Source organism: Paenibacillus sp. J31R122, assembly GCF_056269185.1.
Genome location: NZ_JBWDNM010000018.1, coordinates 68,495 through 82,294, shown reverse-complemented (window position 1 = coordinate 82,294; position 13,800 = coordinate 68,495). Strand labels below are relative to the sequence as shown.

Here is a 13,800-nt window from a genome sequence, read left to right as displayed (position 1 = left end):
CCTTCTATTACTTGGATACCCTTACGTCTTGAACCAATATATGGACTTCTTCCACTTGTAGACCAATAACGTCATTAAGCACATACTTAACCTTCGATTGAATGTTATGTGCTACCTCGGAAATTTTTGTTCCATAGCTCACGATGATGTAGAGGTCAATATACAGCTTCTCATTTTCCCGTCGAACTTCTACGCCGCGCGTCAAATTATCTCGTCCCAGCAATTCTGCAATTCCGTCCTTTAACTGCTTACGAGAAGCCATTCCGACAAGTCCATAACAATCCATAGCTGCAGAGCCTGCAATAACTGCGATGCAATTGTCTGTAACGTGAATGGAACCAAGTTCTGTGCTTAGCTGCATAGGCATGGAAAATACACTCCCTTACTTGTATGTATTATGGACTACTTATCATTGTACTATAAACCTCTCCGATATAGAAGTCCTTCAATTTTTCCATGTGTCAAGCCATTTATCATGAACGGTTTACGACAATCTCCGTATATTTAGGTTGAACAGTACCATACTTTATGATACGATATTCAAGTGTGTTTAAATGTAATTTCGCTTACGAACAATGTTTTGCATACGCAAACCTAAGCGAGTGCTTACAAAGTTAGTTTTGCATACGCAAAACAAAGCAGATGCTTACGAAGTTCGTTATGCATTCGCGAAACTTTAAGGAGGTGTATCCATGTCCCGCAAATGTTTTCTTACAGGTAAATCACCTGGTTCAGGTAACAACGTTTCTCACGCTAACAACAAAACACGTCGTTCTTGGGGCGTAAACGTGCAAAAGGTTCGCATTTTGGTTGACGGTAAACCAAAACGTGTTTATGTCAGCACTCGCGCACTCAAAGCAGGTAAAGTTACCCGCGTATAATGATGGCTTCGGCCATAGACAAAAGCACCTGAGCGCTCAGGTGCTTTTTTTTACTTACTCATGATCACGGCCTTAGGATGGAGATGGTGGCAGCACCGGATCTAATTTTTTTGGAAGGTATTCAAAATTGCCTTTACGAACCCGCCCAAAAATCTAGGCAGTTTGATTGTGTAAAATTTCATGCCTCATCCCTCCTCAGACACGCTCATCGATTCGACCCGTGACAAGAACTTCGCTCATGTAACCATCCTATGCGCCGCAAGTTCGTCCTATTCCATCGTGAGCGCCCAAAGAAGCGCAGTTAAACACCTGTTGCCGGTATTGGATGATCCTTAATAAAAATAATTGCAGCGATAACTACGGTTATCAATAAAAAGAAAACTATTCCCACTACAAAAAACGTAATCCGAAGTCCCAGCGTCTCAAATCTGCGAAAAAACCGTATACCTATGTATAACGCCAGCAATGAAAACAAATACCGATACAATTCTGCAATCTGTGTAAAAAGGGCGAGCATCAAGCCCGCCAGGAAAGTATAGCCTATTACCCAAAACGTTGTTTTCAGTTTCTCATTCATCTCTTCAGCTCCTACCGTAGCCCCGCAATTGCAGCTGCACGATCTTTCTCCCCGAACACCGAACTGCCTGCTACAAGCACATTTGCTCCTGCCTCACGTACGAGCGGCGCCGTTACCTGATTGACTCCGCCGTCCACCTGAATATGTACAGCTTGCAGACCACGTTCCTCCAGCATAGTGCTGATCTGGCGCAGCTTGACTAACGAATAAGGAATAAAGGATTGCCCGCCAAATCCCGGATTAACGGTCATGATGAGCACGAGATCCAAATCATGCAATAAGGGCTCCAGTACGGCAACTGATGTGCCAGGATTAATTGCTATACCAACAGGCAGCCCTTTCTCCTTAATGAAGTGCACAGTACGGTGCAGATGCACGCAGGCTTCTGCATGTATCGTAATACGGTCCGCTCCCGCGGCAATGTAGTCAGCAACCGACAGCTCTGGACGTTCGATCATCAGATGAACATCAAACGGTAATGCTGTTGCTGATCGTACCGCGGAAATTACTGGAGGGCCGAATGTAAGGTTAGGAACGAAATGGCCGTCCATAACATCAATATGAATCCAATCTGCGCCTGCTTTTTCTATTTCTTTAATTTCTTCGCCTAGTCGTGCAAAATTAGCTGATAATATAGAAGGCGCGATAATAGTCATAGCTGTTAGTACCTCCTCTTTTTATCCTTCATCTCGGCCAGAAAAAGCAAGTAATTGTCATGCCTGCTTTGCTCGATCTCACCTTTGGCAAGCGCAGCAAGTATGGCACAGCCCGGCTCTTGTGTGTGCGTGCAGCCGCGAAACTTGCAATCCGGCGATAGCTTTCGCATTTCCACAAAGCAGTAGCCCAAATCGTCGATACCCAGCTCCGTGAAATCTAACTGGCTAAATCCCGGTGTATCCGCTACTAGCCCGCCGCCAATGTCGATCAGCTCAACATGCCGAGTCGTGTGCTTTCCACGACCCAATCTATTGCTAATCTCATTCGTCTCAAGCTGCAGACCAGGTACTATCGCATTTAACAGAGAAGACTTTCCCACTCCCGATTGTCCGGCAAATACCGCTAGATGGCCTTGGAGTCGTTCCAGCAACGGGCCTATCCCTTCTCCAAGGCGCGAGCTCGTTCCGAACACCTCATAGCCGAGAGCTTGGTAGATACGGTTAACTGAGGCAGTAGCAATTCGCGCTTCCTCCGTCTCGAGTCCATCACTCTCTAGATCCCGCTTACTAAGACAGAGCACCGCGGGAATACCCGCGTGCTCAATATGAACGAGAAACTTATCAAGCAGCTGCAAATTAAGCGCAGGCTCCGTAACAGAGAATACAAGAATCGCTAAATCGATATTAGCTACCGGTGGACGTATCAGCTCAGACGAACGAGGAAGGAGCTCCTCGACCGTTCCTTCACCATTCTCCGTTAAGCTGTACAGCACAACATCGCCGACAAGCGGAGATAAGCCTTTGTTCTTAAATACGCCGCGTGCTCGGCATTGAACAGTTACAGAATCATGCGCAGAATCCATCTCACGCACATAATAGTAACCGCTGAGCGCTTTGACGATCGTCCCTTTCAAGAAACTATTGCGGCTGCTGATCTTGCTGTTGTTCTTGCTGCTTTTCTTTGTCTGGTTCATCAGTAGTCTCGTTAACCTCCCCTTGTACGGGTTGTTCAGTAGGCGGTACTTCTTCACCTGGGATGGTCATATTTGATGAATTGGATCCTTTAACAAGCTCTTCATACGTAATAGTTTTCGTGTCAATATATTGTTTATCACGAGTGACTGTTACACTTGCCTCTGTATCTGGTGCAAGTACTACGGTAACCGGGATCGTCGTTTCCCTATCGATTTGCCGCTTGCCCCATACAATATCCTCACCGCGCGCATCAGAATACTTAATAACAACTTCACTCTTCTTACCTGCTTGCGCCGGACTAATAATGATGTTAAACACATGCTCCTTAGCTTCGGCAGGCGGTCCAGAGCTTACGACTATTGATATTTTAGCTCCTTTTTCTACTTGCTCGTCCGGTTCGTATGGGTCTTGTTTAATGATATGACCTTCCGGATGCAAATAACTTGAGTCATACAAAATATCTGCTTTATTCAACTTAAGATCATACGCTCGAATCAAATCCTGGGCCACATCAAGGCTTTTTCCAATTAAATCCGGCATAGGAAATGTTTCTAGGCCTTGGCTTACCGTAAACGTAAATTGTACCGTCTCCGGGTTAAACTCCTCGCCCGCATTAGGCGTCTGCTTGAGAATCGTATCCTTCTCCTGCTCGTCAAACACAGTGACTATTTCGATTTGCTCCTCTTTAATACCCAATGCACCTAGCTCATCAATTACCGATGGCAACGACTTTCCTACGTAATTTTCCAGCATCACAAGTTCTGGACCATTGCTGACTGTTAGTTTTATGGAAGAGCCTTCCTTGACTCGCATATTCGGTTTTGATTGTTCAATCACCTGATCTATCGGAATATCCTTTTGATGCTCGCGAATAATCGGCTCCTCAACTTTTAGCCCTGCTTCTTCAATCTTTTGTCGAGCGTCTTCTAATGTATAGCCAACAACATCAGGCACGTCCACTTCGTCTACATCTATTTTTGCTAATAACCAGATGAAACCACCAATAATAAGACTCAATATAATAAGAGTAACACCGACGACCGTAAGCGGCTTCTTCCAGCTCTTTGCCTTCTTGGTTTCTTCATCCGACTTTACGTCGGTATTCGAGGTATCAGTCTGATCTCCTCGCCCCATCGGTGTTGTCGGCAGAAATTCTCCGCGAATAGCTGGCATAACTCGTGTTTCTTCCTGATCACTATCACTGCCAAATGTCATTTTCGGTTCATTAAGCCGATCAGGACGCAAGCAGGTATCCAAATCAATTTGCATCTCATGAGCGGAGCTGTAGCGCTCGCTCGGGTTTTTGCGCATTGCTTTAAGAATAACGTTCTCTACGCTTTGCGGAATATGTGGATTTGCGATTCTTGGCTCCTCAAACGGTTCCTGCAGATGCTTTAGTGCTACACTGATCGGGCTTTCTCCGAGAAACGGCAGCTTTGCCGTGAGCATCTGATAAAGCACGATTCCAAGCGAATAAAGATCCGACTTTTCGCCTGTATTAACACCCTTAGCATGCTCAGGTGAAAAATAGTGGACGGAGCCTATAACCGATCCCGTTTGTGTAATAGTGGAGGATGTAACCGCCCGTGCAATTCCGAAATCAGTTACCTTTACACGTCCATTTTTACCGATCAGAATATTATGAGGCTTAATGTCCCGATGAATAATATGATTATGGTGTGCGTGATCGAGCGCATCACTAATCTGCATAGCAATACGCACCGCTTCTTCTGCTTGCAGCGGCGCACGTTCTTGTATGATTTCATTTAAATTATGACCTTCAACATACTCCATAACAATATAATGCGTCTCATCTTCCTGTCCCACATCATAGATGCTTACGACATTAGGATGAGAAAGTGAAGCAGCTGATTGTGCCTCGCGGCGGAAACGCCGAATAAATTCTTCATCATGAACAAACTGCTGACGCAGCACTTTGACCGCAACTTTACGATTCAGCAAAATATCATGCGCTTTATATACAAGCGCCATCCCGCCGCCGCCGATTCGCGTCAATATTTCATATCGTCCGCTTAATTCATGTCCGATCATCCTTGTCACTCCTCTCGATGCGTGCCATTTGCTTCTTGCAGCAGAACGACCGTAATATTGTCGTCACCGCCTGCATGCAACGCAAGCTGAATGAGATGATCTGCCTTAGCCTCTAGCTCTAGCTGTTCTGTCGTGATCGTTTGCAGCAATTGTTCCTCACTCACCATGTTCGTCAAACCATCGCTGCATAGCAAAAGAACATCCTGCGATGACCACTCTATAGTCTGAACGTCGATATCTACATGGGAGTCAGTGCCCACCGCGCGAGTCAATACGTTGCGACGCGGGTGATGAATGGCCTCTTCTTCACTAAGCTGTCCGGATTTGACCAACTCATTAACTAGCGTATGATCGTGTGTCAACTGCGTAATAACGCCCGCAGTAATTTTGTAGGCTCTACTGTCTCCAACGTGACCAATAATAGCGTTATCCTGCTTAAAGAGAGCAGCCACGATAGTCGTGCCCATATTATGATAGCTCTCATTGCGAGATGCCATCTCGAACACAGCCTCATTCGCCTGTGAAATCGCTTGACGAATAAGCATTTTGCCTTCTTGCAGCGACAAATCCGCTTTCACGGCGCTATGCTCCAGCATACTGCGGAATGCGTCCACAGCAAGCTGACTCGCAACGTCCCCTGCTTGATGTCCCCCCATACCATCAGCTACGATGGCTAGGGTTATCCCGTTATTCAATTGCCCCACCCATGATTGATCTTCATTCACTTGACGAACCCGTCCGATATCACTGCGGTTTGCCGTTAACAAGCGTCATCACCTCGTCGTGGACTCCATATGTTTAGCTCTTAATTGACCGCAGGCTGCCGCAATATCATGTCCTTGCTCTCTGCGGATCGTTACACTTACGTTATTGTTCTCCAACACACGTTGAAATTCAAAAATATCTTCACGAGGTGTTCGAACATACTTACGTTCAGGTACATGGTTAACCGGTATTAAATTGACGTGGCACAGCATTCCTTGCAGCACTTCAGCCAGCTCTTGCGCATGCTCAGGACGATCATTAACACCGCCAATCAAAGCATATTCAAACGTAATTCTGCGTCCTGTCTTTGCAATGTAATGATGACAAGCAGCCATTACATCCTCGAATGGGAAGCGGCGGTTAACCGGCATAAGCTTAGAGCGAAGCGCGTCATTCGGTGCATGGATAGACAGCGCCAGACCGATTTGTGTGTTTTCATCTGCAAATTTATACATGCTCGGCACGATACCGCTAGTGGAAACAGTGATATGCCGTTGCCCAATATTCAAGCCCTTCTCATGAATCATAATCCGCAGAAACGCCATTGTCGCATCGTAATTCTCAAACGGCTCGCCCGAGCCCATAATAACGATACTGGATACACGCTCGCCTGTTGCGTCAAGCATTTGTTGAGCGGTAACGACCTGAGCAACAATCTCGCCGGCAGTCAGATTTCTCTTCAAGCCGCCAAGCGTCGAGGCGCAGAACGTGCAGCCGATTCGGCAGCCGACCTGCGTAGTTACGCAAACGCTGTTGCCGTAATTATGGCGCATAATAACGGTCTCGATCGCATGGTCATCATGCAAACCGAACAGAAACTTCACTGTGCCGTCCTTCGATTCAAACTTTGTGATTTCATTTAACGTTATAATCATGAATTGCTCTTCGAGCTTATCACGCAACGTTTTGGGTAAGTTCGACATATCTTCAAAGCTCTTAACCCGCTTCACATACAGCCAGTCGAAGAGCTGGGTCGCTCGAAACACCGGCTCGCCGTTTTCTTTCATCCACTCTTGGAGCTGGTCAAGCTTATAGTCATAAATACACGATTTCATATCATCACACCTGTACCTTTATAGTAGGCGGCTCCCGTTATTTGCTAACCGCCATCGATTTATTTTACCACAAACGCCCATGCAGAACCATAAGCCTCATTAGGAGCGTTTGACCATGCGTGCAATGAAGAATCCATCACTGTCAAAATGTTGCGGAAGCAGCTGTGCTTGTCCGTTGAAACGGTCGTCAATGGCACCCGCTTTTCTCAATTGATCTAAAATGGCCTCCGGCCAATTGCTGTCTAGCTCAAACTCGGGATGCTCTTGCAAAAACCTTGATACTTGCTGCTCATTTTCACTTTGCTCCATCGTACATGTACTGTAAACAAGTATACCGCCTGGACGAATTAGGCCGCATACGCCATTTAACAAGCGCTGCTGAACAGCCGCTATATCCGATACATCTCCAGCGGTTTTCGTCCATTTAATTTCCGGTTTCCGCCGAATGACTCCAAATCCGGAGCATGGCGCATCGAGCAGTACAGCATCCATTGATTCCGGAGCGAAACGTTCAGCGAGCTTCAGCGCATCCTCGGTAATCGCTTCTACATTGCGAAGCTTCAATCTCTCCGTCTGCATAACGATAAGATCTCGCTTGTGTGCATGCAAATCATTCGCCCAAAGCTTGCCCTTGCCGCCCATCAATTCCGCCAGGTGCGTGCTCTTGCCGCCAGGAGCTGCACAGCAATCCAACACCTTCATGCCCGGCTGGGGAGCAACGACCTCAGCAACAAGCATTGAACTCTCATCCTGCATCGTCCACAAACCTTGACGGAATCCATCCGTATCAGCCAGATTTCCGCCACGATTTACGACAATGCCTGATGGCGCTATGGTAGATGCTTCCGCCTCATACCCTGCTTCACGCAGCTGCTCAATTACAGTGTCACGACTGTTAAGCAACGTATTCACACGAACACTTGTATGAGGCTGTTCATTGCCTGCAGCACATATCGCTTCCGTTGTCTGAACGCCATAGGTTTCCACCCAACGGCTCACCAGCCATTCTGGATAGGAATGCCGCAGAGCAATTTGAACGATTGGATTCGGATTCGTGATTTGCGATGCTTGCAGCTCCGCACGTGATCTGTCAATGCTCCGAAGCACGCCGTTCACCATGCCGGAAATACCGGAATGTCCGCGCTTCTTGGCGATTGTAACCGCTTCGTTGACCGCTGCATGTGCGGGTATACGGTCCAAATAGAGCAGTTGATAAGCACTCATCCGAAGTAGCTGATGTACCCAAGGCTCGAGCTTATGTAAACCCTTGGAAACAAAGCGACTTAACCAATAATCTAACGTTACTTGGCGTTGAATCGTTCCGTACACGATTTCGGTCACAAGACCTGCATCTGCACGCTGCAGCTGTGCATCCTGTAAAGTACGGTTTAGCTGCAAGTTGCTGTAGGCACCCGTCTGCGCAACCTTGACCAACGTATCCATAGCAAGCTCTCGTGGTGATTTCACCTTGCGAGGCTGCGACTCTTGCTGCTGCGCTTGAGCTACACCGTTTGATTGACGAGCTCGCTGCTTCGATCTTGGCTTTGACTTAGTCCCGTTACGACTCGGCTTCGTTATACCGCTATCCGTCATAACGCACCTCCATCGCCAAAAACAGTTCCTTTTTCAAGTCTGGCACCCAGCAGCCATTCCGCTGCTGTCATCGTACGTTTGCCGGCAGGCTGAATGTTCTTCAGCACAAGCAAGCCCGCACCTGTCTGAACTGTAATGCCATTATTGTCAACCGCGACAACAGTTCCTGGAACAACATCCGCTTTGCCTTTATCAGCCTCGGTCGGAACCGCACAAGCCCATATCTTAAATACTTCGCCATTTAAATAAGTGAATGCTCCAGCCATCGGAGAAAGCCCTCGCACCTGATTAAATATTGCCCGCGCAGACTTACTCCAATCGACCCGTTCATCCTCACGATTCAAATTGGGCGCGTAAGTCGCCTGTTCGTCTTGTTGAGGAGTGGCTTTAACTTCGCCCGCAATAATCGATGGAAGCGTTGCTCCAAGAAGCTCCGCTCCTGCGAAGCTAAGCTTATCGAACATCGTTCCCGACGTATCCTCGTCGGTAATTGGGAGCTGGACGACACTGATCATATCGCCCGTGTCCAAACCTTCTGCCATATACATGATTGTAACGCCGGTCGAAAGCTCACCGTTAATAATCGAACGCTGAATTGGAGCACCTCCGCGATATTTAGGAAGCAGTGATCCATGAACATTAATACAGCCAAGCCGTGGAAGCTCAAGCACCGCCTTTGGCAGTATTTGACCGTAAGCCGCGGTAACGATCAAATCCGGCTTAAGCTCCGCTAATGCGGCAACCGCTTCCGCACTGCGCATGCGTTCCGGCTGCAGCACAGGCAGTCCGAACGACAACGCCGCTTCCTTTACAGGCGGCGGCGTCAACGTTTTTTTGCGACCTTTGGGTCGATCCGGTTGTGTTACAACAGCGACAATATCATAGTTCTGCTCAAGGAGCAGCTTTAAAGAGGGAACCGCAAATTCCGGCGTCCCCATAAACACAATACGCATGAAGCTATTCGCCGCCTTTTCTCGGTCTCTCTGAAATGTCATAAACACTTTCAGCTAAATCCGTAAACAAAATACCATTCAAATGATCAATCTCATGCTGGAATGCACGAGCGAAATATCCTTTTGCTTCAATTTTGAAAGGAAGACCGCTGCTATTCTGACCTTTAACAACAATCCGTTCAGAACGGAGTACGTCTCCATTCAAATTCGGAATGCTGAGACAACCCTCAGGTCCGAGCTGTTCACCATCCTGCTCAATAATAACCGGGTTTACCATTTCGACTAAACCGTTCTCGTCCCCAACATCAACAACGATCACGCGCTTAGATATACCGATCTGAGGCGCGGCAAGGCCAACACCCTCCGCATCATACATTGTATCTGCCATATCCTTCAGCAGCTTTTGCAGATTAGAATTAAACTTCGTTACTTCTTTCGCTTCTTCCCTTAGAACGGGATCTGGATCTTTCACTATTATACGGATACTCATTGTATTCCCATCCTTTACAATCATTAAAATAGTAATAGCTATTTATAATATAACTTGCGGATCTACGTCAATACTGAACTGCACCTGCCGCTGCGGCGGACCGTCCGTGAACGGCCGAAGAGCAACACGGACAAATGACGACGCATCGATGTTCCCACGATATTTTATCACACATTGAAAACGGTAGCGATCTTTCATTCTCGAAATAGGGGATGCGACTGGTCCCAGCACCTCTAACGCTCTGCTTAAACCACTGCTGAGAGGCACCAGCACACCTTCCGATTCTGCCAGCTCCCGCAGCTCTTTCGAAAAGCTTTCACTAACTGAAGACAGCAGAGGCAGCTGCTCATGTGACATCGTTATTAGAATAAGTCTACAATAAGGTGGATATCCCATTATACTACGATGTCTAAGCTCTTCAGAGACAAAAGCAGCATAATCATGCTGTCTAGCTGTCATCACCGCGTAATGCTCCGGGGCATAGGTCTGCACAACCACCTCACCCGGCAAATGATGCCGCCCCGCTCGACCAGCTACTTGAGTCAGGAGCTGAAAGGTTCGTTCCGCGGCTCGAAAATCCGGTAAATTAAGCGATGTATCGGCAGCAATAACTCCTACTAATGTAACGTATGGAAAATCGAGCCCTTTCGCTACCATTTGGGTACCCAGAAGCACATCTGCTTTACGATCACCAAACTGCTTCAGCAGCTTCTCGTGTGAATTCTTCTCTGTTGTCGTATCCACATCCATACGAATGACTCGAATGCCTGGAAACAGCTTAGCCAACTCCTCTTCGACACGCTGTGTTCCCGTTCCAAAGTAACGGATATGCTCGCTTTCGCAGGAGGGACAAGCCGATGGCGCTTGCTCAGCATGTCCACAATAATGACAGCGCAGCGCTCTTGTTTTCTGATGATACGTAAGCGATATATCGCAGTGTGGACAAGCAGCCGTATAGCCGCAGGAACGGCACATGACGAAAGTGGAATATCCGCGCCGATTGAGAAGCAGAACCGACTGCTCGCCGCGCTCCAGCCTATCTGCAATCGATTGGTGAAGCAGTCGGCTGAACATAGAGCGATTGCCCTCTTTCAGCTCTTCTCTCATATCGATTACAGTTACGGGCGGAAGCGGTCTGCCGCCTACCCGCTCAGGCATCGGCAAGAGTGCAGATTCACGACCTTGGTCACGTGTCGATAATGGGCGGCTTGCCGCCGCGTATGACTCTAGCGAAGGTGTCGCCGAGCCCAAAACGACAGCCGCCCCGTGCTGCTTCGCCCTTCTCACCGCAACGTCACGCGCATGGTATTTCGGGCTCTCTTCCTGCTTATAGGATGATTCATGCTCTTCATCAATAATAATAAGACCGATCCGCTCGAATGGAGCAAAAATAGCCGAACGGGCTCCAATCGCAACCTGTACCTGACGGCTGCGAATTTTACGCCATTCGTCATATCGCTCGCCGTTCGAAAGCCTGCTGTGCAACACAGCAACCGCATCCCCGAATCTTCCTTTAAAACGCTCAACCATTTGCGGGGTCAATGAAATTTCCGGCACAAGCACGATAGCCTGCTTCTCCTGCTCCAAACAAAATTGAATCGACTGCAAATAAACCTCGGTTTTGCCGCTGCCTGTTACGCCGTGCAGCAGCATCGTTTCTGGCTCTCCTGCGTCAACTGCTCTAGCTATTCGCTCGTACACAGTCTGCTGGCCTTCCATTAGCGGCAAAGGCTTCGTCCGCTCGAACTCACGTCCCGCATATGGATCTCGCTGCTGCTCCACCTCCCGCAGCACGAGCAGGCCCTTCTCAACGAGCGAACGCACACTCGCGGCCGACCCGCCCGCCTCAGCCAGCAATGCCTGCAGCTGCAAGGGCCCTCCATGCTCAAGCATATAAGCTAATACCTCACGCTGCTTAGCCGCTCTCGCAGGCAGTGCTTCCATTGCGTTACGCGCCGCATCTAAATCATTTGGCAAATATACAGTCAGCACCTTCCGAACAGCAAGACGATCGCGAATCGACGTTTGTTCGATAAGAACTCCTTCGCGGAGTGCTGTTTTCACTGATCGCGCGCTATCAGGAAAACGCTGAAGCAGCGCTTCAAGCTTAACTAATTCCCCTTTTGAGCTCATCCATTCCATCATTTCTGCTGGAAGGTCTAAAGCTGCTGCTTCCTCATCCTGAATGCCAATTAGACGTTCAGCCTTGCCCTTTAACGCCGCTGGTATCATCGACTGAAGCGCTGTCGTCCATGAGCAGCAATACTTTTCACTCATCCACTTTGCCAATTCAATCATATCCGGCAATAATGGCGGTACGGAGTCTAGCATCTCTGAGACAGGCTTCAGTCGTTTCGGATCAATGTCCGCTGTTTCAGCAAGCTGGGTAACAAAGCCTTGCAGAACACGGCCGCCAAATGGAACACCTACTCGGCTTCCTACCTCGATCCAATCCTCCATTGCAGCGGGCACCTCATAATCAAACGGCCGATCTGTCTGACGGCTCGGCACGTCGACAATTACTTTTGCAATCATGCTCCTTTCCCTCCGGATGAAGCAATCCGTTCTGCAATCACATTCAAAATCCGATTTGCCACCTCACGCTTTGACAATATCGGCAACGACTCTACAAGACCCTCTGCTCCAAAAATCTGTACAATGTTCGTGTCGCCATTAAAACCAGCGCCCTCCGTGCTCACATCATTCGCGATTATAAGATCGCATCGCTTTCTGCGAAGCTTATCCATCGCATAAAATTCCACTTTCTCGGTCTCCGCGGCAAAGCCGACGAGAAACTGATTCCGCTTCCGCTCACCGAGCGTCTCCAAAATATCGGTCGTTCGCTCCAGCTCCAGCACAAGCCTCTCTCCGCTCTTCTTAAGCTTCTGGTTGCTGATGTCCACCGCTCGATAATCGGCCACAGCAGCGGCTTTCACTACGATATCCGATTCCTCAAATCGGCTCGTGACCGCTTCAAGCATTAGCTGAGCAGACTCGACCCGAATGATTCGAATACCAGCAGGCGGCGATACAAGTGTCCGACCAGCAACTACCGTGACATCAGCTCCCATCAGCATCGCGGCTTCCGCAATGGCGAAGCCCATCTTTCCAGAGGAGTCATTCGTCAAATATCGGACAGGATCAAGTCGTTCCATCGTCCCTCCTGCTGTTACTAGTACCCGCTTCCCTGACAACTTCTTGCTTCGAGCAAACCACGATTCGATCGCAATCATAATTTCCTCAGGCTCCGCAAGTCGGCCTTTAGCGACATAACCGCAGGCCAGCTGACCTGTTCCCGGCTCTACAAACATCACTCCGCGCGACGCTAGCAGCTCCAAATTATGAACGACTGCCGGATGCTCATACATATGCACATTCATCGCTGGAGCGATTAGAACCTGACTTGTCGCTGCAAGAAGCGTGGTGCTCAACATATCATCGGCATGGCCTCCGGCAAGTTTCGCTATTGCGTTAGCGGTAGCAGGCGCAATAACGATCAAATCAGCACTATCCGCCAAATGGATGTGAGAGACGACCGCTGGATCCCGCTCATCGAATGTATCGATATGGACTGGGTTACGCGACAGGGTCTGTAAAGTTAACGGAGTAATAAATTTCGTGGCCGAATCCGTCATAATGACATGTACATTCGCACCCGCCTGCACCAGCTTGCTGCATAATGCTGCTCCTTTGTAGGCTGCAATTCCTCCTGTAATTCCAAGCACAATGGTTTTCCCTTGTATCATGATGTATCTCCCCGTCCAAAAACTACTCTTCCGATTTTCTGTATCTTCGGTCTGTTA

Annotated in this window: 14 protein-coding genes; 1 reads left to right on the top strand and 13 read right to left on the bottom strand. The window is 48.4% G+C overall.

What is annotated here, in order from left to right:
• Positions 1-7: 7 nt before the first annotated feature.
• Complete coding sequence (locus AC0YN7_RS25055; RefSeq protein WP_475812756.1) at positions 8-367, bottom strand: Asp23/Gls24 family envelope stress response protein; 360 nt, start codon at positions 365-367, stop codon at positions 8-10.
• Between the two features lie 325 nt (positions 368-692).
• Here AC0YN7_RS25055 and rpmB point away from each other — a divergent pair, with 325 nt between their 5' ends.
• A complete protein-coding gene (gene rpmB, locus AC0YN7_RS25050; protein ID WP_475812755.1) occupies positions 693-881 on the top strand; it encodes a 50S ribosomal protein L28 in 189 nt (62 codons plus the stop codon).
• A gap of 101 nt (positions 882-982) precedes the next feature.
• On the opposite strand, the gene spoVM is transcribed toward rpmB, so the two are convergent.
• From spoVM to coaBC, 12 genes are all read right to left on the bottom strand, one after another.
• Positions 983-1,063 (bottom strand): stage V sporulation protein SpoVM, encoded by an 81-nt coding sequence (spoVM, locus tag AC0YN7_RS25045; protein ID WP_475812798.1) that lies wholly within the window; start codon positions 1,061-1,063, stop codon positions 983-985.
• Positions 1,064-1,182: 119 nt separating this feature from the next.
• Positions 1,183-1,458 carry a hypothetical protein gene (locus tag AC0YN7_RS25040; RefSeq protein ID WP_475812754.1) on the bottom strand — a complete coding sequence of 92 codons (276 nt, stop codon included), beginning with the start codon at positions 1,456-1,458 and terminating at the stop codon, positions 1,183-1,185.
• Positions 1,459-1,469: 11 nt separating this feature from the next.
• On the bottom strand, positions 1,470-2,114 hold the full coding sequence (gene rpe / locus AC0YN7_RS25035) for a ribulose-phosphate 3-epimerase (protein WP_475812753.1): 645 nt from the start codon (positions 2,112-2,114) through the stop codon (positions 1,470-1,472).
• 5 nt (positions 2,115-2,119) lie between these two features.
• The gene (rsgA, locus tag AC0YN7_RS25030; RefSeq protein ID WP_475812752.1) at positions 2,120-3,088 is read right to left on the bottom strand and encodes a ribosome small subunit-dependent GTPase A; all 969 of its coding nucleotides are present in this window, start codon (positions 3,086-3,088) and stop codon (positions 2,120-2,122) included.
• Positions 3,033-5,141, bottom strand: a complete 2,109-nt coding sequence (gene pknB, locus AC0YN7_RS25025; protein ID WP_475812751.1) for a Stk1 family PASTA domain-containing Ser/Thr kinase — start codon at positions 5,139-5,141, stop codon at positions 3,033-3,035. Before pknB ends, rsgA begins: the two co-directional genes overlap by 56 nt.
• 5 nt (positions 5,142-5,146) lie before the next feature.
• The gene (locus AC0YN7_RS25020) at positions 5,147-5,908 is read right to left on the bottom strand and encodes a Stp1/IreP family PP2C-type Ser/Thr phosphatase (protein ID WP_475812750.1); all 762 of its coding nucleotides are present in this window, start codon (positions 5,906-5,908) and stop codon (positions 5,147-5,149) included.
• A gap of 6 nt (positions 5,909-5,914) precedes the next feature.
• Positions 5,915-6,961, bottom strand: a complete 1,047-nt coding sequence (rlmN, locus tag AC0YN7_RS25015; protein WP_475812749.1) for a dual-specificity RNA methyltransferase RlmN — start codon at positions 6,959-6,961, stop codon at positions 5,915-5,917.
• A 99-nt stretch (positions 6,962-7,060) separates the two neighbouring features.
• On the bottom strand, positions 7,061-8,554 hold the full coding sequence (rsmB, locus tag AC0YN7_RS25010; protein ID WP_475812748.1) for a 16S rRNA (cytosine(967)-C(5))-methyltransferase RsmB: 1,494 nt from the start codon (positions 8,552-8,554) through the stop codon (positions 7,061-7,063).
• A complete protein-coding gene (gene fmt, locus AC0YN7_RS25005; RefSeq protein WP_475812797.1) occupies positions 8,551-9,507 on the bottom strand; it encodes a methionyl-tRNA formyltransferase in 957 nt (318 codons plus the stop codon). The genes rsmB and fmt overlap by 4 nt, the downstream gene beginning before the upstream one ends.
• Before the next feature lie 4 nt (positions 9,508-9,511).
• Entirely contained in the window at positions 9,512-9,997 is a 486-nt protein-coding gene (gene def / locus AC0YN7_RS25000; protein ID WP_475812747.1) for a peptide deformylase, read from the bottom strand.
• Positions 9,998-10,039: 42 nt separating this feature from the next.
• Complete coding sequence (priA, locus tag AC0YN7_RS24995) at positions 10,040-12,532, bottom strand: primosomal protein N' (RefSeq protein WP_475812746.1); 2,493 nt, start codon at positions 12,530-12,532, stop codon at positions 10,040-10,042.
• Positions 12,529-13,743 (bottom strand): bifunctional phosphopantothenoylcysteine decarboxylase/phosphopantothenate--cysteine ligase CoaBC, encoded by a 1,215-nt coding sequence (coaBC, locus tag AC0YN7_RS24990; protein WP_475812745.1) that lies wholly within the window; start codon positions 13,741-13,743, stop codon positions 12,529-12,531. Before coaBC ends, priA begins: the two co-directional genes overlap by 4 nt.
• Between the last annotated feature and the right edge of the window lie 57 nt (positions 13,744-13,800).

Excerpts from the sequence above, each read along its gene's own strand:
- rsgA (WP_475812752.1), bottom strand. The coding sequence starts at position 3,088 with ATGAACCAGACAAAGAAAAGCAGCAAGAACAACAGCAAGATCAGCAGC.
- rpe (WP_475812753.1), bottom strand. The coding sequence starts at position 2,114 with ATGACTATTATCGCGCCTTCTATATTATCAGCTAATTTTGCACGACTA.
- pknB (WP_475812751.1), bottom strand. The coding sequence starts at position 5,141 with ATGATCGGACATGAATTAAGCGGACGATATGAAATATTGACGCGAATC.
- fmt (WP_475812797.1), bottom strand. The coding sequence starts at position 9,507 with ATGCGTATTGTGTTTATGGGGACGCCGGAATTTGCGGTTCCCTCTTTA.
- rpmB (WP_475812755.1), top strand. The coding sequence starts at position 693 with ATGTCCCGCAAATGTTTTCTTACAGGTAAATCACCTGGTTCAGGTAAC.
- rsmB (WP_475812748.1), bottom strand. The coding sequence starts at position 8,554 with ATGACGGATAGCGGTATAACGAAGCCGAGTCGTAACGGGACTAAGTCA.
- priA (WP_475812746.1), bottom strand. The coding sequence starts at position 12,532 with ATGATTGCAAAAGTAATTGTCGACGTGCCGAGCCGTCAGACAGATCGG.
- AC0YN7_RS25055 (WP_475812756.1), bottom strand. The coding sequence starts at position 367 with ATGCCTATGCAGCTAAGCACAGAACTTGGTTCCATTCACGTTACAGAC.
- coaBC (WP_475812745.1), bottom strand. The coding sequence starts at position 13,743 with ATGATACAAGGGAAAACCATTGTGCTTGGAATTACAGGAGGAATTGCA.
- def (WP_475812747.1), bottom strand. The coding sequence starts at position 9,997 with ATGAGTATCCGTATAATAGTGAAAGATCCAGATCCCGTTCTAAGGGAA.
- rlmN (WP_475812749.1), bottom strand. The coding sequence starts at position 6,961 with ATGAAATCGTGTATTTATGACTATAAGCTTGACCAGCTCCAAGAGTGG.
- spoVM (WP_475812798.1), bottom strand. The coding sequence starts at position 1,063 with ATGAAATTTTACACAATCAAACTGCCTAGATTTTTGGGCGGGTTCGTA.
- AC0YN7_RS25040 (WP_475812754.1), bottom strand. The coding sequence starts at position 1,458 with ATGAATGAGAAACTGAAAACAACGTTTTGGGTAATAGGCTATACTTTC.